Source organism: Nocardioides sp. IC4_145 (assembly GCF_011250565.1).
Lineage (GTDB): Bacteria > Actinomycetota > Actinomycetes > Propionibacteriales > Nocardioidaceae > Nocardioides.
Genome location: NZ_JAANMS010000065.1, coordinates 1 through 20,140, shown reverse-complemented (window position 1 = coordinate 20,140; position 20,140 = coordinate 1). Strand labels below are relative to the sequence as shown.

21 protein-coding genes and 1 tRNA gene are annotated in these 20,140 nt (G+C 73.2%); 10 read left to right on the top strand and 12 right to left on the bottom strand.

All coding sequences use genetic code 11. The features are described 5' to 3' along the window. Positions 1-137 precede the first annotated feature (137 nt). The 3 genes from G6553_RS19580 to G6553_RS19570 form a co-directional block, all read right to left on the bottom strand. Entirely contained in the window at positions 138-317 is a 180-nt protein-coding gene (locus G6553_RS19580; protein ID WP_166196625.1) for a hypothetical protein, read from the bottom strand. Beyond that, entirely contained in the window at positions 314-1,576 is a 1,263-nt protein-coding gene (locus G6553_RS19575) for an LCP family protein (RefSeq protein WP_166196624.1), read from the bottom strand. Before G6553_RS19575 ends, G6553_RS19580 begins: the two co-directional genes overlap by 4 nt. A gap of 66 nt (positions 1,577-1,642) precedes the next feature. Continuing rightward, entirely contained in the window at positions 1,643-3,244 is a 1,602-nt protein-coding gene (locus G6553_RS19570; RefSeq protein WP_166196622.1) for a sulfatase, read from the bottom strand. Between the two features lie 116 nt (positions 3,245-3,360). On the opposite strand from G6553_RS19570, the gene G6553_RS19565 reads away from it, so the two are divergent. Further along, positions 3,361-3,433: transfer RNA gene (locus tag G6553_RS19565), tRNA-Arg, on the top strand. A gap of 35 nt (positions 3,434-3,468) precedes the next feature. Next, positions 3,469-3,924: an OsmC family protein gene (locus G6553_RS19560; RefSeq protein WP_166196620.1), complete on the top strand. Its 456-nt coding sequence runs from the start codon at positions 3,469-3,471 to the stop codon at positions 3,922-3,924. A gap of 3 nt (positions 3,925-3,927) precedes the next feature. On the opposite strand, the gene G6553_RS19555 is transcribed toward G6553_RS19560, so the two are convergent. Continuing rightward, positions 3,928-5,136 (bottom strand): saccharopine dehydrogenase NADP-binding domain-containing protein, encoded by a 1,209-nt coding sequence (locus G6553_RS19555; protein WP_166196618.1) that lies wholly within the window; start codon positions 5,134-5,136, stop codon positions 3,928-3,930. Positions 5,137-5,159: 23 nt separating this feature from the next. Here G6553_RS19555 and G6553_RS19550 point away from each other — a divergent pair, with 23 nt between their 5' ends. After that, on the top strand, positions 5,160-5,429 hold the full coding sequence (locus G6553_RS19550; protein WP_166196616.1) for a DUF2277 domain-containing protein: 270 nt from the start codon (positions 5,160-5,162) through the stop codon (positions 5,427-5,429). After that, entirely contained in the window at positions 5,426-6,286 is an 861-nt protein-coding gene (locus G6553_RS19545; RefSeq protein ID WP_166196614.1) for a Sir2 family NAD-dependent protein deacetylase, read from the top strand. Before G6553_RS19550 ends, G6553_RS19545 begins: the two co-directional genes overlap by 4 nt. A 10-nt stretch (positions 6,287-6,296) precedes the next feature. Here G6553_RS19545 and G6553_RS19540 read toward each other — a convergent pair whose 3' ends face one another. After that, on the bottom strand, positions 6,297-6,983 hold the full coding sequence (locus G6553_RS19540; protein WP_166196612.1) for a metal-dependent transcriptional regulator: 687 nt from the start codon (positions 6,981-6,983) through the stop codon (positions 6,297-6,299). Positions 6,984-7,040: 57 nt separating this feature from the next. Between G6553_RS19540 and G6553_RS19535 the strand changes: the two genes are divergently transcribed. Genes G6553_RS19535 through G6553_RS19525 form a run of 3 tightly spaced genes read left to right on the top strand, consistent with a single transcriptional unit; the run spans position 7,041 to position 10,805 of the window. Then, positions 7,041-8,411, top strand: coding sequence for a deoxyribodipyrimidine photo-lyase (locus G6553_RS19535; RefSeq protein ID WP_347565816.1), 1,371 nt, complete (start codon positions 7,041-7,043; stop codon positions 8,409-8,411). Positions 8,412-8,430: 19 nt separating this feature from the next. Beyond that, the gene (locus G6553_RS19530) at positions 8,431-9,126 is read left to right on the top strand and encodes a hypothetical protein (RefSeq protein ID WP_166196610.1); all 696 of its coding nucleotides are present in this window, start codon (positions 8,431-8,433) and stop codon (positions 9,124-9,126) included. Positions 9,127-9,182: 56 nt separating this feature from the next. Beyond that, a complete protein-coding gene (locus G6553_RS19525) occupies positions 9,183-10,805 on the top strand; it encodes a glycoside hydrolase family 13 protein (RefSeq protein WP_166196608.1) in 1,623 nt (540 codons plus the stop codon). A gap of 74 nt (positions 10,806-10,879) precedes the next feature. Here G6553_RS19525 and G6553_RS19520 read toward each other — a convergent pair whose 3' ends face one another. The 3 genes from G6553_RS19520 to pdxH all read right to left on the bottom strand — a co-directional run bounded on the left by G6553_RS19520 (position 10,880) and on the right by pdxH (position 14,064). Beyond that, a complete protein-coding gene (locus G6553_RS19520; RefSeq protein WP_242680683.1) occupies positions 10,880-11,383 on the bottom strand; it encodes a MarR family transcriptional regulator in 504 nt (167 codons plus the stop codon). Next, positions 11,380-12,975 carry an MDR family MFS transporter gene (locus tag G6553_RS19515; RefSeq protein ID WP_166196606.1) on the bottom strand — a complete coding sequence of 532 codons (1,596 nt, stop codon included), beginning with the start codon at positions 12,973-12,975 and terminating at the stop codon, positions 11,380-11,382. Before G6553_RS19515 ends, G6553_RS19520 begins: the two co-directional genes overlap by 4 nt. Before the next feature lie 411 nt (positions 12,976-13,386). Continuing rightward, on the bottom strand, positions 13,387-14,064 hold the full coding sequence (pdxH, locus tag G6553_RS19510) for a pyridoxamine 5'-phosphate oxidase (protein ID WP_166196604.1): 678 nt from the start codon (positions 14,062-14,064) through the stop codon (positions 13,387-13,389). Positions 14,065-14,143: 79 nt separating this feature from the next. Here pdxH and G6553_RS19505 point away from each other — a divergent pair, with 79 nt between their 5' ends. Then, a complete protein-coding gene (locus G6553_RS19505; protein WP_166196602.1) occupies positions 14,144-15,247 on the top strand; it encodes a citrate synthase 2 in 1,104 nt (367 codons plus the stop codon). Between the two features lie 3 nt (positions 15,248-15,250). On the opposite strand, the gene G6553_RS19500 is transcribed toward G6553_RS19505, so the two are convergent. The 4 genes from G6553_RS19500 to G6553_RS19485 all read right to left on the bottom strand — a co-directional run bounded on the left by G6553_RS19500 (position 15,251) and on the right by G6553_RS19485 (position 17,379). Next, positions 15,251-15,823, bottom strand: coding sequence for a hypothetical protein (locus tag G6553_RS19500; protein WP_166196600.1), 573 nt, complete (start codon positions 15,821-15,823; stop codon positions 15,251-15,253). Positions 15,824-15,935: 112 nt separating this feature from the next. Beyond that, on the bottom strand, positions 15,936-16,361 hold the full coding sequence (locus G6553_RS19495; RefSeq protein WP_242680685.1) for a nuclear transport factor 2 family protein: 426 nt from the start codon (positions 16,359-16,361) through the stop codon (positions 15,936-15,938). Positions 16,362-16,427: 66 nt separating this feature from the next. After that, complete coding sequence (locus G6553_RS19490) at positions 16,428-16,946, bottom strand: GNAT family N-acetyltransferase (RefSeq protein ID WP_347565815.1); 519 nt, start codon at positions 16,944-16,946, stop codon at positions 16,428-16,430. Beyond that, entirely contained in the window at positions 16,927-17,379 is a 453-nt protein-coding gene (locus tag G6553_RS19485) for a zinc ribbon domain-containing protein (RefSeq protein ID WP_166196596.1), read from the bottom strand. Before G6553_RS19485 ends, G6553_RS19490 begins: the two co-directional genes overlap by 20 nt. A 100-nt stretch (positions 17,380-17,479) precedes the next feature. On the opposite strand from G6553_RS19485, the gene serC reads away from it, so the two are divergent. Beyond that, on the top strand, positions 17,480-18,622 hold the full coding sequence (gene serC, locus G6553_RS19480) for a phosphoserine transaminase (protein WP_166196594.1): 1,143 nt from the start codon (positions 17,480-17,482) through the stop codon (positions 18,620-18,622). Between the two features lie 238 nt (positions 18,623-18,860). Next, positions 18,861-20,140, top strand: a 1,280-nt coding sequence (locus G6553_RS19475; RefSeq protein ID WP_166196592.1) for an HNH endonuclease signature motif containing protein, incomplete at its 3' end; no start/stop codon positions are given.

Genomic DNA, 20,140 nt, shown 5'->3' with positions numbered 1-20,140 from the left:
CGGGCCCTGCAACTCTCAGGCAGGTCATCCCCGAAGAGCGACTGGCTCAGCTCGGCAGTGACCCGGCAGACCCGGGGTGCAGACAAGAGACCTACTCCTGTCTGCACCCAACGTCCACCAGTGAGGCGTCAGGAGCGTCAGCCGCCGTGGTGCGGCGGCACCTGCTCCTTCAGCCAGGTGTCGCCGTCCCGGCGGTCGCGGGACTCCGGGTCCTCGCGCTCGTCGCGGGTCGTCTCAGGCAGCACGTCGCCGAAGACCTCCGCGCGACGCCGCGCCCGCTCCCAGTCGCTGAGCGACCGTCCGTCAGGCTCGGTCACGCACACAACCCCGCGGCCTCGAGCTCCCGGGCGCGTTCCTCGTCGTTCCCGTTGGGAGTGCCCGACGGGCTCGAGGACGGGCTGCCCGCGGGCGACCCGCTCGGGCCGTCGGAGGAGTCGCCACCGAGACCCGGCACGTTCCCGGCGTCGATCACGCCGTCCTGGAGGCGGCGGCTCAGCGGCTCGTCGTTCGCGACGCGCTGCCACACCTGCTCGGCCTCCGGCAGCCACTCGACGCGGCCGGGCTCGACCTCGCTGTACTCGAACGGCACGGTGATGAACTTGATGTTGTCCAGCCCGATGTGCTGGAAGCTGTAGCCGACCTTGCCGAGCGCGAAGAGGTTGTCGAAGTCGGTGGTGAGCGAGTCGACCGCGGCGTCGAGGAAGTTCACGACCCGGTCGGGGCGGGCAAGCACGTTGCCGGAGACGACCTTCTTGGCCATCGCCGCGATGAACGCCTGCTGCCGCTTGATCCGGCCGATGTCGGAGCCGTCGCCGAGGGTGTAGCGGGCGCGGACGTAGTTCAGCGCCTCCTTGCCCTCGATCTCGCGGGTGCCCGCCGGGATGTTGATGCCGTGGGCGGGGTCGGAGATGTCCTCAGGGATGCAGACCTCGACGCCGTCGATCGCGTCGACCATGTCCTGGAAGCCCTGGAAGTCGACGACGACGTAGTTGTCGAGCTTGACGCCGGTGAGCTGCTCGAACTGGCGCATCGTGCAGGCCGGCCCGCCGACGGAGTACGCCGCGTTCCACATGACGCCCTCCGCGGCGGGGATGACGTCGCCGTCCTCGGTGAAGCACTCGGGGCGGTCGACCAGCGAGTCGCGCGGGATGCTGACGCCGTACGCGTTCTCCCGGTCCGCGGAGAGGTGGAACAGGATGGTCGTGTCCGAGCCACCACCGGCCTCCTGGTCGATCGCGTTGCCGACGCCCTCGCGGGTGTCGTCGCCCATGACCAGGATGTTGAGCGGGTCCTGCGGACCGTCGATGGCGACCGCGGTCGGTCGGTCGTCGCCGAGCTGCTCGCTGAGGTCCTCGACGGTCAGGTCACCGTTGAGCGAGCGGTAGAGGAAGACCACCGAGAGGCCCGTGACCATCGCGAGCACGACGGTGGTGATGACGAGCACCCGGGCGACGGTGTGCCGGCGGCGGGCCCGGGCCTTGCGACGACCGGAGCGGCCACGGGTGTCGGGCTTGCGGCGGGCCTCGGCGCGCGGCGTGCCGACAGCGTCCGGTGACGGGGGCTGCTCGTCGGGCATGGATCACCTTCGCATCAGGAGGAACGTCCCATTCTGACCGGCGCCGGTGAGGAACCCCAAACGGCCTCAGCGACTTCTCAGGCGCGCCTGCTCGCCGGCGAGGGGGCGCCGGGGCCGCGGCGGCGGCCCGAGGTCGACCCGGCACTCCGCGCCGGCGCAGTCGCGCAGGACCTTCAGCCGCCGCTTCATCTCGCGCACCACGGGTCGGTGGCGGGCGTCGTACGCGACGTTCTCCAGCTGGTAGCGGTCGCGGCGGTTGTCGTAGAGCTCCAGGAACCCGGACTCGCTCCAGCGGACGAAGGTCCACCGCTCGTTGCGGACGCCGCGGTACCACCACGGTGCCGGCGACTCGTCGTTGCGGCCACCGGCCTGGACCAGGATGTCGCTGTCACGGCGCGGGCGGTCGGGATCCTGGACGAACGGCAGGATCGAGCGGCCGTCGACCACCCGCCCGGGCTCCACCTGCGCGACGTCGAGGATCGTCGGGGCCAGGTCGACGGTCGTGACGGTCTGCCGGCGGGTGGCGCCCTGGGGGAAGCCGGGGCCGCGGGCGAGCAGCGGCACCCGGACCGACTCCTCGTAGGGCAGGATCTTGCCGCGGTAGCGGTGCTCGCCGAGCAGGTAGCCGTTGTCGGAGGTGAACAGCACGACCGTGTCGTCGAGCTCGCCGGCCCGGCGCAGCGCCTTGAAGGTCTGGTCGACGCCCTGGTCGACCGCCGCGAGCGCGCGGATCCGGTTGCGGTGGAGGTACGTCGCGGAGCGGCGCCCGATCTTGTCGCGCTTGCGGATCTCGTGGCTCTTGTCGCTCACGTCGGCCTCGTCGAAGGACGGCTTGCGGACCGAGGGCGCGACGGCCTTCGGGTAGAGCGTGCGGTGGCGCGGCGCCGGCAGCGGCGGCTGGGCGCAGCCCGCGTCGTCCACGCACATGCCGTGCGGGGCGTAGTAGGAGGCCCAGATGAAGAACGGCTGGTCCCTGGCCGACCAGTCCTCGACGAGCCGCACGGTGTCGTCGCGGACCACGTCGCTGGAGTAGTCCTTGGCGTGGAAGACCGGGTCGCCGTTGCCGTACATCGGGTAGCGCAGGTAGCCGAACTCGTTGGTGGTCGCGACGTTCCAGTAGTCCCAGCCCTGCGGGACGCCCTGGGTGGCGTCGTACTGGTTGAGGTACTTCCCGCTCATCCCGACCAGGTAGCCGGAGTCCTGGAGCCAGGCGGCGAGCGTGTTGTCGGGGTCCTCGAGGGCGCCGGCGCCGCCGTAGGGCCCGGCGTTGGTGTGGACACCGTTGTTCTGGGCGAACTGGCCGGTGATGATCTCCGCGCGCGCCGGGCAGCACAGCGGGTGCGGCGAGATCATGTTGCGGAACGTCACCCCGCCGCGCCCCAGCCATCGCCGGGTCCTGGGCATCCAGCGCATGTCGCTGAGCGCCTGGTCGTCGGTCGTGATCAGCACGACGTTGGGCCGGTCGTCGCCCTCGCGCCGGGCGTCCGGGCGGTGCTGCGGCCGCTCGTACTCGAAGCCGCCGGCGTTCATGCCCGACCGCTGGCCGGCCGTCGGCTCGAACCGCTCCGTGCGCGGCACGTCCTCGCGCATGGGGGACGACAGCGCGCTCGCGACCACCACGGCCACGACCAGCACGATCCCCAGCAGGACGAACACCCGACGAAGCACCGGTCCCCCTTCCCCCACGTCCACCCGGAGTCCCCGGGCCGTCCCCAAGGTTAAGGAATCGACCCGGCGACCCTCGCATCGCGGACCCGTGCCGGGCCTGCCAGGATTGTCGCCACGCCCCAGTAGCTCAGCGGATAGAGCAGCCGCCTCCTAAGCGAAAGGTCGCAGGTTCGACTCCTGCCTGGGGCACCCGGTTCCCGCCGGCCGCGCGGCACACTGGCCGCATGGACCCCACCACCTCGTCGTCCGAGCCCAGCACGCTGCGCCGCGTCGACGTCACCCGCACCGGCCCCGGCCGCTTCCGCGCGACGAACGCCCGCGGCGGGACGATCGACCTCGGCTCCGGTGAGGACGACGACTTCACGCCGGTCGAGCTGCTGCTCGCGGCGATCGCCGGCTGCGTCGGCGTCACGGTCGACGCGATCACGGCGCGGCGCGCCGAGCCCGAGGCGTTCGACGTCGCGGTGACCGGCCACAAGGTGCGCGACGACGACGGCGCGACCGTGCTGCGCGACCTGGAGCTCGTGCTCGCAGCCGCCTTCCCCGCGGGCGAGGCCGGTGACCGGGCACGTGAGGCGCTGCCGCGCACGCTGCGGCAGACCCACGAGCGGCTCTGCACCGTCAGCCGCACCGTGGAGACCGGCGTCCCGGTGGAGATGCGCCTGGCCGAGGGCCGGTGAGGACTAGGAGCCGGCGGGCACGACCTCGAACCGGATGCCGGCGGACTGCAGGCGCGCGAGCAGGTGCTCGCCCATCGCTGCCGCGGTGGTGACCGAGCCGGAGGTCGTCGGGTTGTCGTCGAGGGCGAGGCACATGGCGGACTCGGCCAGCATCTTCGCGGTCTCGCCGTAGCCGGGGTCCCCGCCGGAGACGCGGGTGTGGACGGTCCGGCCGCCGGTCTCGCCGACGAGGTCGACGGTGAACCAGGACTTCGCGCGGCGGGCCTCGTCGGGGCCCTCCCCCTGCTTGATCCGGCCGAGCAGGGCGTTGCGCACGGGGCCGACCTGGGCCGCCACCGTGAGGGCCGTGACACCGGCGGCGCCGCCCGCGGCGTACCGCAGGGTCTTGGTGCCGGCGAAGTGGGAGTAGCGGAACTTCGGGCCGTACGCCGCGAGCGCGTCACCGCTGCGGGCGACGATGAACGGGTCGATCGTGGGCAGCGGGAGCAGCCAGTAGCCGGTGACCGGGTCCTTGCCCGGCTTGCCCGCGACCGCGCGCGACGAGCGGCCCTCGGGGCGCTGGCCGAGCTGCTTCTCCAGCGCGCGGCGCTCCATCGAGGCCGAGCGCATCTGCCGGGCGCGGGAGAACTGCGTCATCGCCGAGTGGAACGTGCCGCCGGAGACCGTCCCGCCGCCGCGGACGACGCCGCGCAGGGTGAGCGGTCCCTCGACCGGGGCGAGCTGCTGCACGGTGAAGTAGGCGCCGAGGTCGTGCGGGATCGAGTCGAAGCCGCACGCGTGGACGATCCGCGCGCCGGTGCGCTGCGCGGTCTCGTGGTGGGCGGTGAACATGCGGTCGACGAACTCCGGCTCGCCGGTCAGGTCGAGGTAGTCGGTGCCGGCCTCCGCGCACGCGGCGACCAGCGGTTCGCCGTGGGTGAGGTAGGGCCCGACGGTCGTGACGACCACGCGGGCGCTGCGCGCGAGGTCGGCCAGCGACGCGGGGTCGGAGCTGTCCGCGGTCACCAGCGGCAGGTCGGCCAAGCCGCCGTCGATGCGGACCAGGCGCTCGCGCACCCGGGCCAGCTTGTCGGCGTTGCGCCCGGCGATCGCCCAGCGCAGCCCGGCGGGGGCGTGCTCGGCGAGGTACTCCGCGGTGAGGCCGCCGGTGAAGCCGGTGGCCCCGAGCAGGACGACGTCGTAGGGGCGGTCGGAAGAGCGGTCGCTGGCCATGTGAGGAAACGTACGCTGGAGGCATGTGCCGCAACATCCGCCCCCTCCACAACTTCGAGCCGCCCGCCACCGGCGACGAGGTCACCGCGGCGGCCCTGCAGTACGTCCGCAAGGTCAGCGGCACCACCAAGCCCTCGCGCGCCAACCAGGAGGCGTTCGACCGCGCCGTCGCCGAGATCGCGCACATCACCCAGCACCTGCTCGAGGACCTGGTCACCACCGCCCCGCCGAAGGACCGCGAGGTCGAGGCGGAGAAGGCGCGCGCCCGGGCCGCGCTGCGCTACGCCCGATGACGTACGCCGCCGGGCCGGCGCCGGCCCTCGGGCCCGCGCTCGACCTGCTCGCGTCCGGGCCGCTCGTCGTCCTGACCGGCGCGGGGCTGTCGACCGACTCGGGCATCCCCGACTACCGCGGGCCGGGGCGGCCGCCGCGGACGCCGATGCTCTACGGGGAGTTCGTGTCCGGGCTCGCCGCGCAGCAGCGGTACTGGGCCCGCAGCCACCTCGGCTGGGGCCGGATGCGCCACGCCGAGCCCAACGCCGGCCACGCGGCGCTCGTCGCGCTCGACCCCGACCTGCTCGTCACCCAGAACGTCGACGGCCTGCACGAGCGCGCCGGCCAGCGGTCCGTGGTCGCGCTGCACGGACGGATCGCCGAGGTGGTCTGCCTGGACTGCCGCGCCGTCTCCAGCCGTGCCGTCCTGCACGACCGGATGACCGAGGCCAACCCCGGCTTCGCCGAGCGGCACGCCGCGGTCACGGTCAACCCCGACGGCGACGTGGAGATGGACGACGTCGAGGCGATCGCCGGGTTCGTGGTGCCCGCCTGCGAGGAGTGCGGCGGGGTGCTCAAGCCACACGTCGTGTTCTTCGGCGAGAACGTCCCGGCCGACCGGGTGGAGCGCTGCTACGCCGCCGTCGACGGGCTCGCCGCGACCGGCGGCACGCTGCTGGTCGCGGGATCCAGCCTCACGGTGATGAGCGGCTTCCGGTTCGTCCGCCGCGCGGCCAAGGCCGGCACGCCGGTCGTCGTCGTCAACCGGGGCGCGACCCGCGGTGACGACCTGGCGACGTACAAGCTCGACGCGGGGTGCAGCGAGCTGCTCACCGCGCTCGCGGCCCGCCGCGGGCGCCTGCCCGCGACCGCCTGACCCGCCTCTGTCAGAGCCGGCGGACGAAGATGTGGTTGGCCGCCTCGGGGACGATCTCGGCGGTCTCGCCGCCGGAGCCGACGAGCACGCCCTCCTCGGTGGCGACGACGGTGACGGTCTTGTCCGGCAGGGCGCCGACGCGACGGAGCGCGCTCATCAGCACCTCGTCCTTCTGCATCTCCTCGGAGATGCGGCGCACCAGCACGCGGCCCTCGTCAAAGCCGGCCGCCTTCGCCAGCGGCTCGACGCCCTCCATGAACCCCTCCGGCAGCGACTCCTGGCCGAGCTCGGCGAGACCGGGGATCGGGTTGCCGTAGGGCGACTCGGTCGGGTGGCCCAGCAGCTCGAGCAGGCGCCGCTCGACGGTCTCGGACATGACGTGCTCCCAGCGGCACGCCTCCTCGTGGACCAGCTCCCACTCCAGGCCGATGACGTCGGTGAGCAGCCGCTCGGCCAGCCGGTGCTTGCGCATCACGCGCACCGCGAGCCGGCGGCCCTCCTCGGTCAGCTCCAGGTGGCGGTCCCCCTCGACGGTGACGAGACCGTCGCGCTCCATGCGGGCGACGGTCTGCGAGACCGTCGGTCCGCTCTGGTGCAGGCGCTCGGCGATCCGCGCACGCAGCGGGACGATCCCTTCCTCGACCAGCTCGTAGATGGTCCGGAGGTACATCTCGGTGGTGTCGATCAGGTCGCTCACGCCGGCCATTGTGTCCCATCCGCACTGCGGGGGCACCCGGCTGGGCACCGAGCACCCGTGCCCCGTGAGACCCGCCCCACCGTGATGTGGTTCCGCCGCGACCTGCGCCTGCGCGACAACCCGGCGCTGCTGGAGGCCTGCGCGGACGGACCGGTGCTCCCGCTGTTCGTGCTCGACCCCCACCTGTGGGGTCCGTCGGGGCCGAGCCGGCGCGCCTACCTCGCGGCCTCGCTGCGCTCGCTGGACGCCTCGCTGCGCGAGCTGGGGGCGCCCGGCCTGCAGGTCGTGCGCGGGGACCCGGTGCGTCGCGTGCCGCTCGCCGCGCGGGCGGTCGGCGCCCAGCGCGTGCACGTCGCGGCCGACTTCGGTCCCTACGGCCGGCGCCGCGACCGGACCGTCGAGGAGGCACTGGCCGCCGCCGGGGTCGAGCTGCTCCGGACCGGCTCGCCCTACGCCGTGCCGCCGGGGACCGTCACCAGCGGCTCGGGCGACCACTACCGCGTCTTCACGCCGTTCTACCGGGTCTGGGAGCAGCAGGACCGGCCCGCGCCGCAGGACGCGCCCGACCACGCCGACTGGCTCGCGCTCGACGAGGGCACCACCGAGATCCCCGACCCGCGGCTGCCCGCGGGCCTGTCGCTCCCCGAGGCCGGCGAGCGGGCCACCCGGGAGCGGTGGGAGGCGTTCCTCGAGCACGGGGTCGACGACTACGACACCACCCGCAACGAGCCGGGCACCGACGGCACCTCGCGGATGTCGGTGCACCTGAAGTACGGCGAGGTGCACCCGCGGCAGCTGCTCGCGGACCTGGCCGCTCGCCGGAGCACCGGCGCGGCGACGTACCGCAAGGAGCTGGGGTGGCGGGAGTTCTACGCCGACGTGCTGTGGCACCAGCCACGGACGGCCCGGGAGTACTACAAGACGCAGTACGCCGCGCTCGCCTACGACGAGCCCGGCGAGCTGTTCACGGCCTGGCAGGAGGGCCGCACCGGCTTCCCCGTCGTCGACGCCGGGATGCGCCAGCTGCGGTCGGTCGGTTGGATGCACAACCGGGTCCGGATGATCACCGCGAGCTTCCTCGTCAAGGACCTGCACGTCGAGTGGCAGCACGGCGCCCGGCACTTCCTGCACTGGCTGTGCGACGGCGACCTCGCCTCGAACAACCACGGCTGGCAGTGGGTCGCCGGCTCCGGCACCGACCCCTCGCCGTTCTTCCGCGTCTTCAACCCCACCGGCCAGGGCCGCAAGTTCGACCCCGACGGCGCCTACGTCCGCCGGTGGGTCCCCGAGCTCGCCGACCCCGACCGGGTCCCCGACCCGCACGAGCCGTCCAGCGAGGTCCGTGCGGCGGTGGGCTATCCCGAGCCGGTCGTCGACCACGCCGAGGAGCGCCGCGAGGCCCTCGCCCGCTGGGAGCACATCCGCTGATCCGCGCGAGGATGGTCGGGTGACCACCTCGACGCTGACCGTGCCCGCGCGCTTCAACGGCCCGCCCGGGTCGGGGAACGGCGGGTGGTGTGCCGGGGCGATCGCCGCGCAGGTCGGGACCGCCGGCGCGGTCGAGGTGCGCCTCCGCAAGCCCCCGCCGCTCGAGACGGCGATGGAGATCGGCGAGCAGGACGGCTGGACCGTGGCCACGCGTGCCGGCGAGGTCGTGCTGCAGGCCCGCCCGGGCGCCGAGCCGGAACCGCTGGCCCCGGTCACGGTCGCGACGGCGCGCGCCGCCGCGGCGACGTACGACGGATTCGCCGACCACCCGTTCGGCCACTGCTTCTCGTGCGGCCCGGAGCGGGCCGAGGGCGACGGGCTGCGGGTCTTCCCCGGTCGCACGGGGCCCGGGACCGTGGCCGCGCCCTGGACGCCGCACGACGACCACACGACCCTCGAGGCGACGTGGGCGGCGATCGACTGCGCGGGCGCGTGGGCCGCGGGCATCGGCGAGCGGGCAATGGTGCTCGGCTCGATGACCGCGCAGGTCCACGGGCTGCCGGAGGCCGGCGTCGAGCACGTGGTGACGGGCGCGGTCCGCTCCGTCGAGGGCCGCCGCCACCGCACCGCGACGACGCTCCGCACGGCGGACGGCGACCTGCTCGCCGCGGCCGAGCAGGTGTGGTTCGAGATCGACCCGACGACGTTCGGCTGAGCGTTCGGCTGACGCACCCGGCCGGGACGCGACGGCGGTCTGCCACCATGGACCGCATGGCTTTGAACGATCAAACCGCAGCGCCCGAGAGCCGCTCGGAGTGGTGGCGCCACGCCGTCACCTACCAGGTCTACGTCCGCAGCTTCGCCGACAGCGACGGCGACGGCGTGGGCGACCTGCCCGGCATCACCTCGCGGCTGCCGTACCTCCGCGACCTCGGCGTCGACGCCCTGTGGCTCACGCCGTTCTACACCTCGCCGCAGCACGACCACGGCTACGACGTGGCGGACTACTGCGACGTCGACCCGCTGTTCGGCACGCTCGCGGACGCCGACACCCTGGTCGCCACCGCGCACGACCTCGGCCTCAAGGTGATCGTCGACCTCGTGCCCAACCACACCTCCGAGGAGCACGTCTGGTTCCAGGCCGCGCTCGCCGCGGAGAAGGGCAGCCCCGAGCGGGCGCGCTACATCTTCCGCGACTCCCCCGCCGACCGCCCGGGCGAGCCGCCGAACAACTGGCTCTCGGTCTTCGGCGGCCCGGCGTGGACCCAGCTGCCCGACGGCCAGTGGTACCTCCACCTCTTCGACTCCACCCAGCCCGACCTCGACTGGCGCAACCCGGAGGTCGGCGACATGTTCGTCGACGTCCTGCGCTTCTGGCTCGACCGCGGCGTCGACGGCTTCCGCATCGACGTCGCGCACGGCCTGCTCAAGGAGGAGGGCCTGCGCGACCAGGTCGTCGGCGAGGGCGAGGAGCTGGGCAGCGGCGCCCCGATCAACGAGGAGCACTCGATGGTCGAGCGGACGATCCGCGACGAGCCGATGTGGGACCAGCCCGAGGTCCACGACGTCTACCGCCGCTGGCACGCCGTGCTCGCGGAGTACGACGGCGACCGGATGATGGTGGCCGAGGCGTGGACGCAGACGCCGGAGTCGCTGGCACGGTTCGTGCGCCCCGACGAGATGCAGCAGTCGTTCAACTTCGCCTGGCTGCTCGCGCCGTGGTCGGCGAAGGCGTTCGCCGACGTCATCACCGGCACCCTCGACGCGATGGCCCCGGTGGGTGCCTCGCCGACCTGGGTGCTGAGCAACCACGACGTCGTCCGCCACACCACGCGGTACGGGGGCGGGCCGGTCGGCCTGGCCCGGGCCAAGGCCGCGACGCTCGCGATGCTCGCCCTGCCCGGCTCCTCCTACATCTACGAGGGCGAGGAGCTCGGCCTCGAGCAGGTCGACGTGGAGCCGGAGTTCCGCCAGGACCCGTCGTGGTTCCGCACCGGCGAGGTCGGCCGCGACGGCTGCCGCGTGCCGGTGCCGTGGAGCGGCGACGCCCCGCCGTACGGCTTCGGCCCGGGAGCCGAGCAGCCGTGGCTGCCGCAGCCGCTGGACTGGGCCCCGCTGGCCATGGAGGCGCAGGCCGGCGACCCGGACTCGACGCTGGCGTTCTACCGCTCCGCGCTGGCTGCCCGGCGCACCTTCGCCACGACCGCCGGTGACGACGTCGAGGTGCTCGACAGCGGCTCGGCCGACGTCCTGGTGTTCCGCCGCGGCCCGGTGACCGTCGTCGTCAACTGCGGCACGGAGACCGTCGCGCTGCCCGACGGCGAGCTGCTGCTCGCCAGCGCGCCGGTCGTCGACGGCCTCCCCGCGGACGCCGCCGCCTGGCTGACCAGCTGAGCGAACCGTCCCGGGTCTCGTGATGCCGAGCGTGCGCATGAGCGCACCCTCGGCATCACGAGGCGGGGTCGGGGCTACTCGAGCCCGAGCGTGGCGTTGTAGCGGGCCAGCGTCCCCGCGAAGTCGGCGAGCTCGTCGTCGGACCAGTCCCCGAGCCGCTCGTCGAGGTAGCGGCGGCGGAGGTCGGCGACCTCCTCGAGGCGCCGCACGGCGTCCTCGCTCGCGGCCAGCAGCGTCGCCCGGCCGTCGTTCGGGTCCGGCGAGCGGTCCAGGAGGCCGAGGTCCATGAGGTGCTGGACCTGCCTGCTGATCGCGCCCTTGTCGATGCCGAAGACCTCCGCCACCTCCGAGGCACGCACCGGGCCGTGGCTGGCGAGGTAGCCCAGCATGAGGTACGACGCCGGCTGCAGGTCCGCGTGGACCGCCCGGGCCCGCTCGCCGATGACGCGGCGCACGCGCCTGATGAGCACGCCGACCTCCTGCTCCAGCCGGCGCAGGGACTCGTCGCGTCCCATCGCCACCTCCGTCGCGCTGGTCGTGGTCGTGGTCGTCGTGGTCGTGCCGGTCATGGTGGTCATCGCCGGGTGAGCTCCTCGGTCGCCTCGGGGGCGGCCGTCTCCGCCGAGGGCTCGTCGGCGGTGGTGGTGCGCAGCGGCACCTCCTTGATGAAGAGCACGCACAGGAGCGCGACCAGGGCGAAGGGTACCGAGACCAGGAACAGGTGGCCCGTGGCGTCCCCGAACGACGTCTCGTAGAGCGCGCGGATCGGGGGCGGCAGCTCCGCGAGGTCCGGGATGCTGCCCTTGCCGCCGCCGGCGGAGGGGTCGACGCCCAGTCGGCGCAGGCCGTCGGCCATCGAGCCGGCGACCTGGTGGGCCAGCAGCGCGCCGAGCGCCGAGACGCCGATCGTGCCGCCGATGGAGCGGAAGAAGGCGACCACGGAGCTGGCGGCGCCGAGGTCGGCGGCCTTGGCGTTGTTCTGCACGGCGAGGACGAGGTTCTGCATCGTCGCGCCCATGCCGACGCCGAGCACGGCCATGAACAGGCCGACCCGGACCAGCGGGGTCTCCGCGTCGATGGTCGACAGCAGCGCGAAGCCGACGACGACCAGCACCGAGCCGCCGACCAGCCAGCGCTTCCACAGGCCGGTGCTGGTGATGATCCGGCCCGAGACGATGCTGGAGACCAGCAGGCCGCCGACCATGCAGATCGACATCAGGCCCGCATGGGTCGGGGTCATGCCGCGCGACATCTGGAAGTACTGGCTCAGGTAGACCGTCGAGCCGAACATCGCGACGCCGATCATCACCGAGGCCAGCGTGGCCAGCGAGGTGGTGCGGTCGCGGAAGAGGCGGAGCGGGACGACCGGCTCGGTGGCGACCCGGTCCTCGACCCAGATCGCGAGCGCGATGACGGCCGCGGCCGCGACGAGCATGGCGGCGGTGGTGCCGGAGGCCCAGGCGAACTGGTTGCCGGCCAGCGAGACCCAGACCAGCAGGATCGAGACGCCCGCGACGATGAGCGTCGCGCCGGCGTAGTCGATGGTGACCTCGCGCTTGACGACCGGCAGGTGCAGCTTGAGCTGCAGCACGACGAAGGCGAGCAGGGCGACCGGGATGCCGACGTAGAAGCAGCCGCGCCAGCCGAGCGGGGAGTCCACGATCAGGCCGCCGAGCAGCGGGCCGCTGACCGTCGCGGTCGCGAAGACGGCGCCGATGTAGCCGGCGTACCGACCGCGCTCCCGGGGGCTGACCATCGAGGCGATGACGACCTGGACCAGGGCGGTGAGGCCACCGACGCCGAGGCCCTGGAAGGCGCGGGCGCCGATGAGGACCTCCATGTTCGGCGCGAGGCCGGCGACGAGCGAGCCGAGCGCGAAGATCACGAGCGCGACCTGGACCAACATCTTCTTGCTGAACAGGTCGGCGAGCTTGCCCCAGATCGGGGTCGTCGCGGTCATGGTCAGCAGCGTCGCGACGACGACCCAGGTGTAGCCGCTCTGGCTGCCCTCGAGGTCGGTGACGATGCGCGGGAGCGCGTTGCTGACGACGGTGCTGGAGAGCATCGCGACGAACATGGCGAGCAGGAGGCCCGAGAGCGCCTCGAGGATCTCGCGGTGGGTCATCTCGCCGGCGCGGGCGGCGGTCGGCGCGGGTGGTGCCTGGGTCACGGGTTCTCGCTTCGGGGGTACGTCGGTGGCGGTCACGCAGGTCTGAAGGTTGACCGAGGCAACTTTATTCCTGGGTGGTTGCCCCCGGCAACTTCTCGTCGCCCCGGCGGTACCCCACGGCGAGCACCGGAACCACCAGCGGGTCCGGCCGGAAATGCAGCGACCCCCAGGTGTGGCCCTCGTGTCGAGGACCCAGCCGGCGGACGGAGCCGGTTCACCTGGGGGTCGGGCAGCTGCTTGGGATTCGCCAGCAGCATTCAGGGGCGGTGCCGCCCCGTCGTCCTGCTGGGGCTGCTAGCGGGCAGCCACCTCACGCGTCCAAGAAGAACTCATTCTTCGGACCACCTCCTTTCCCGTGTGCAGCAAAGGTAGGTCGCGGGCGAGGCGTGCTCAAGCGAATTGATCGCCGAGCTACGGCGCCAACCGCTGCGTCGTCCACGCGTCACCCGACCGGGTGTAGACCAGCCGGTCGTGCATCCGCCCCGGGCGGCCCTGCCAGAACTCCACGGCCTCGGGCCGCACGACGTACCCACCCCACTCCTCGGGCACGGGCAGCTCGCCGTCGGGCACGTCGGCGAAGCGCCGCTCGACCTCGTCGTACGCCGCCGCGAGGGCGTCCCGGTCGGCGACCGGGCGCGACTGGTGGGACGCCCAGGCGCCCAGTTGGGAGCCGCGCGGGCGGACCGCGAAGTAGTCGGCGACGGCCTCGCGCGACAGCGGCTCGGCGACCCCGTCGACCCGGACCTGCCGCTCCAGCGGGTGCCACGGGAAGAGCAGGGCGCAGTGCGGGTTGGCCGCGAGCTCGGTGCCCTTGCGGGAGCGGGTGTTGGTGAAGAACACGAAGCCCCGCTCGTCGAGCCCCTTGAGCAGCACCATCCGCGAGGAGGGCCGGCCCTGGGCCGAGACGGTCGCGACGACCATCGCGTTCGGCTCGTGCACGACGTCCTCGACCTCGGCGAACCACCGGCGGAACATCGCGATCGGGTCCGGCGCGAGGTCGTCCTCGGCGAGCCCGGCGGCGGCGTACTCGTGGCGGCGGCTGCGGAGGTCCAGCGCGTCGCGGGCTGCTTCCTGGTCGGGGTCGGCCATGCCGCCAGCCTAGGGATGGGTACAGAATGCGCGGGGCCGCCCGTCCGGGTGCGTGCCGTGAGACGAGGGAGTCAGGACGATGGTGGACGTGCACCACGGGCTCGAGGGCGTCGTCGCCTTCGAGACGGAGATCGCGGAGCCCGACAAGGAGGGCTCGGCGCTGCGCTACCGCGGCGTCGACATCGAGGACATCGTCGGCCGCGTGCCGTTCGAGAACGTCTGGGGCCTGCTCATCGACGGCGCCTTCACCCCCGGCCTGCCGCCCGCCGAGGCCTACAACATCCCCGTGCACACCGGCGACGTCCGCGTCGACGTCCAGGCCGCGATCGCGATGCTCGCGCCGGCCTTCGGCTTCCGCCAGACCTACGACATCAGCGACGAGCAGGCGCGTGCGGACCTCTCCCGCGTCGCCGTCATGGTGCTGTCCTACGCCGCGCAGTCCGCGCGCGGGCTGCACCAGCCGGTCGTCCCGCAGTCGGTGGTCGACGAGGGCGCGACGCTGGCGGAGAAGTTCCTCATCCGCTGGAAGGGCGAGGCCGACCCCAAGCACGTCAAGGCGATCGACGCCTACTGGTCCTCGGCGGCCGAGCACGGCATGAACGCCTCGACCTTCACCGCGCGCGTCATCACCTCCACCGGTGCCGACGTGGCGGCGGCGTTCTCCGGCGCGATCGGCGCGATGTCGGGCCCGCTGCACGGCGGCGCCCCCTCGCGCGTGCTCGGCATGATCAGCGACGTCGAGGAGTCCGGCGACGCAGTGGCGTACGTCAAGGGGCTGCTCGACAAGGGCGAGCGGCTCATGGGCTTCGGCCACCGCGTCTACCGCGCCGAGGACCCCCGCGCCCGCGTGCTGCGCCGCACCGCCCGCGAGCTCAACGCGCCTCGCTACGAGGTCGCCGAGGCGCTCGAGAAGGCCGCGCTGGCCGAGCTGCGCGAGCGCCGCCCGGACCGCGTCCTCGAGACGAACGTGGAGTTCTGGGCCGCGATCGTCCTGGACTTCGCCGAGGTGCCGGCGAACATGTTCACCTCGATGTTCACCTGCGCCCGCACCGGCGGCTGGTCCGCGCACATCCTCGAGCAGAAGCGCACTGGCCGCCTGATCCGCCCCTCGGCCGTCTACACGGGCCCCGGCTCCCGCGGTCCCGAGGAGATCGAGGGTTGGAACGCCGACTGGGCGAAGTAGCCCTCAGCCGGCGAGTCGGCCCGCGTACCACGACGTCGCGCCGCGGCCACCCTTGCGCGTCAACGAGACGTGCAGGTGGTCGCGGTGGCGCAGCGTGGTCGAGCACTTCGCGCGCTTGCGGCACGACGAGCTGAGGTAGGGCTCGGGCTCGAAGCCGTTCCACGCGGCGTACATCCGGTCGTCCCAGATGAGGTACATGATCCCCATCCGGCGAGCCTTCGCGTCCTCGCGGCCCTTGCCGTCGGCGGCCCGCACGTCGCGGAGGAACGCCCGGGCGATGCGGCGGTCGGCCTTCCGACGCGCGTCGAGCGTCCAGTCGAACGCGCGGCCCTCGGCGTGCTCGGACGTCCCGCTCCCGCAGCTGCGCGAGACGCCGCCGTAGGACCCGCCGTACTTCGTCACCAGCCAGCGGCCGAGGGCGACGGTGCCCGGCTTCGCCGCCGGCGAGCACCTCGTCTGCGGCTGGTACGACGCGTAGTCCTCGATCGCGGCCGCCGCCGGTGACGCGGGCAGGGCGGTGAGGAGCAGGACGGTCGCGAGGAGCGGCAGGAGCAGGAGGCGGAGCGGGGAGAGCACCGCACGAGGCTAGGTACGTCGCTGCGCCGGCCGCGCCGGTTCGGCACCACGCTGGCCGATCGACCGGGCGGACCACCGGTCCGGGCCATGCGGCCCTGGACCGTTCGCGGACCTAGCCGCCGACCAGCCGCAGCGGCGTCAGCACCGCAGCCTGGAAGCCGCTGAACAGCTCGAAGCGCCACCGGCCGCGGTCGGCCACCAGCACGCCGGAGACCCGGGCGGCGCGGCGCTCGCCGGCCTCGGTCGACCCCGTCGGCCGCAGCACCACGTCGGCGTCGGCGACGAACCACACCTGGTGCTCGCGCTGGCACGCCCAGGACTGCTCGACGTCCCAGCGCAGGGTGTGCGGCTCGCGCACGACGCGGTCGAGGTACGCCGCCACCTCGGCCGACCCGAGGGCCTCCTCGGCCAGCTCGTCGCCCCAGATCGCCGCCCACGGCACGAACCGCTCCGCGGCCGCGGCGACGTCGCCGGCGGCCAGGTCGGCGGCCAGGTCGTCCAGCGCGCGCACCACGACCTGGTGGGGGTCGTCGAGCATCACCGCTCGATGGTGCCCCCTCCGGGCCCGCGCCGCCCACGGATCGGGGCGCGCCGTGGCGGTGGTCTAACCCGCCGCGGGCACCAGCCGCTTGGCGAAGCAGCGCGAGAGCGGGGCGTCCTTGTAGTAGCCGAAGCCCGGGATCGACTCGTAGCCAGCCGACGCGTAGAGCGTCATCGCCTCCGGCTGGCGCAGCCCGGTCTCGAGCACGAGCGCCTCGTAGCCCGCTGCGGCCGCGGTCGTCTCCAGGTGCGCCAGCACCCGGCGGGCGTGACCCCGGCGCTGCGCGGCCGGCACGACGTACATCCGCTTGACCTCAGCCGTCACCGCGGTGCCGAGCGCCTCGACGTCGGAGCGGCGCCAGGCGCCGGTCGCGACCGGGGTCCTGCCGACGTACCCGACGAAGAAGCTGCCGCCCGGAGGCACGAACATCGCCGGGTCGACCGGCGACTCGTCGCGGCCGCCGTAGCGGGCGACGTACTCCTGCTGCACCTGCTCGATCAGCGCGACGGCGTCCGGGTGCCCGTAGTCGACGCGGACGACCTGCAGGCCGCCCCCACCCGCCTCAGGCGAGCGAACCTCCACAGTTGTCACAGAACCTCGCCTCCGCGTCGTTGCGCACGCCGCAGGAGCGGCAGTACGGGCCGGCCGCCGTGGCCTCGCGGGCGTGCGAGCCGTCGTCGACGGTCCGGCCGGCACCCATGATCCCCCGCCCGTCGGAGAGGTACGACGCCGCGTCCTTCGCGACCGGCATCGTCTCGCCCGCGCCGTAGCGTGCGGCCACCCCGGCGAAGCCCAGGTTGAGGAACATGCCGCCGATCGCGAAGAGCAGGAAGCCGCCCAGGAACAGGCCCATCTGCGGGAGCGGGTCGCCGTCGCCGTCGTAGCGGACGAACGAGACGAAGCCGTAGATGCAGGTGGCGATGCCGACCGGCACGAGGACCGCCCCGGCGACCCGGAAGAACGTGCGGGCGCCCGCCTGGTTGCGCAGCCCGGGCTGGGGTGTGGGTCCGGCCACGGGGTCCTCCGATTCCGTGTTGCCGCGACGCTGCTGCCAGACTTGAGGGGCGCTGACAGCGTCGCCAGGGAGCCACTCCTACCCACCCGGAAGGCAGTTCATGACCGACGCGGACCTCGAGACCTCCCTCCGGATCCCGGCCGACCTGCTGCCCCGGGACGGCCGCTTCGGCGCGGGCCCGTCGAAGGTCCAGCCCGAGCACCTCGCCGCGCTGGCGGCCACCGGCACCTCGCTGATGGGCACCTCGCACCGGCAGGAGCCGGTGCGGGCGGTCGTGCGCCGGGTGCGCGAGGGGCTGGCCGAGCTGTTCTCGATGCCCGAGGGGCACCAGGTGGTGCTCGGCAACGGCGGCGCCACGGCGTTCTGGGACGCAGCGACGTACGGCCTGGTCGAGCGGCGCAGCCAGCACCTGGTCTTCGGCGAGTTCTCGCAGAAGTTCGCCAAGGCGGCCGGTGCCGCGCCGTGGCTGGACGAGCCGAGCGTCGTCGCCGCCGAGCCGGGCTCGCTGCCCGTCGCCGTCGCCGAGGACGGCGTCGACGTCTACGCCTGGGCGCAGAACGAGACCTCCACCGCCGTCATGGCGCCCGTCGTCCGCCCCGCCGGCACCTCGGCGGACGACGCGCTCGTGCTCGTCGACGCGACCTCCGGCGCCGGCGGCCTGCCGGTCGACCTGGCCGAGGTCGACGCCTACTACTTCGCGCCGCAGAAGTGCTTCGCCTCCGACGGCGGCCTGTGGCTCGCCGTCCTCTCCCCCGCCGCCCTCGAGCGCGCCGCCCGGATCGGCGCCTCGGACCGGCACGTGCCGGCGTTCTTCGACCTGCCCACCGCGATCGAGCAGTCCGCCAAGGACCAGACCTACAACACCCCCTCGGTCGCCACGCTCTTCCTCATGGCCGAGCAGCTGGACTGGATGCTCGCCAACGGCGGCCTCGCCGGCATGGTCGAGCGCACCACCGCCTCCTCGACCGCCCTCTACTCCTGGGCCGAGGCGTCCCCGCTCGCCTTCCCGTACGTCGCCGAGCCGGCGCACCGCTCACTCGTCATCGGCACCATCGACTTCGAGCCCCAGGTCGACGCCGCGCGCCTCGCCGCGGTCCTCCGCGCCAACGGCATCGTCGACACCGAGCCCTACCGCAAGCTCGGCCGCAACCAGCTCCGCATCGCGATGTACCCCGCCGTCGACCCCGCCGACGTCGAAGCCCTCACCGCCTGCCTCGACTGGGTCCTCGGCCGCCTCGCCTGACCCCGCCGGGCGAGCAGCCCCTCCCTGACTTCGTCACGCTCAGGCCGCTGCAGACGTCGTCGGCTGGTTGAGGAGGTCCGCCAGGACCGTCGTCGGCTGGTTGAGGAGGTCCGCGAGGACCGTCGTCGGCTGGTTGAGGGGGTCCGCCAGGACCGTCTCGAAACCCGCCGGCGAACGCGTCCACAACCAACCGCCCAGGTCTTTTTATACGAACACCTGTTCGGGTAGAATGGAGGCTATGACCCTGGCCCACCTCGCGACACCCGAGACCCCGCTGGACGACCCAGCCATGGTCCTCGCGGCCGCGCGGGCCAGCCAGCGTGAAGCCGACGCCGCGGAGGTCCGGGTCCTGCAGGCAGCGGTCGAGTGGTGTGCCATGCACCCCGCCGAGTCGCTGGCGGAGTCGGCGTCGTGGGCGACGATGCAGGGCTTCGGCGACCAGCCCGTCGGGCTCGCCGGCGACGGTGCGCCCCTGGTGACGGAGTTCGCGGTCGTCGAGCTGTCCGCGGCGCTCGGCAAGTCCCTGGACGCCGGCCGCGCCTACCTGTCCGAAGCGCTCGAGCTGCGCTACCGCCTCCCGAAGGTCTGGGCCAAGGTCACCGGCGGCGACCTGCCCGCCTGGAAGGCCCGGACGATCGCCCGCAAGACCCTCCCGCTGCCGATGAAGGGCGCACGGTTCGTCGATACCCACGTCTTCCACTGCGCGGCGTCGATCAGCCCTGCGTCGTTGGGCCGGCTCGTCGACGAAGCCCTGGTCCGGTTCGACCCCGACGAGGCCGAGCGGATCCGGTTCGAACGCACCGAGACCCGCCACGTCACCGTGCAGACCCGCCAGGTCTCCTTCGACGGCCACGTCGACCTCTGGGCCACCCTGGACCTCGTCGACGCGCTCGACCTCGAAGACGCCCTCGCCAAGGGCGCGGACCGGCTCGCCGCGCTCGGCTCCAAGGAAGCCGAAGGGTCGCGCCGCGCGACCGCACTCGGGGACATGGCCCGACGCCAGCTCGTGCTGGAGTTCGACACCGACCCCAGGCCGATGGTCGTCCACGTCCACCAGACACCTGACGGGTCGCTGGACCAGATCGTCCGGGTCGAGAACGTCCGCGGGTTCGTCCTGACCGGCCAGCTCGCCGAGTGGTGCACCAGAGCAGCCAGCAACACCAACGGCAGAGTCACGATCAAGCCCGTCATCGACCTGGCCGAGCGGATCCACGTCGAGGCCTACGAAGTCCCGGACCGCCTCTCCGAGCAGACGCGGCTCCGCGACCACCACTGCGTCTTCCCCTGGTGCACCCGCCCCGCCTTCCAGCACTCCAAGGTCGACGACGACCACGTCGTCCCCCACAACCGCGGCGGCCCCACAGCGACCGAGAACATCGGGCCGCTCTGCCGCCGACATCACCGCGCCAAGACCCACGGCGGGTGGCAGCACTCCTCGACCAGCTCGGGCAACTATCACTGGATCAGCCCGTCCGGCGTCACCTACACCGTCGACCACCACGGCACCGTCGACCACGA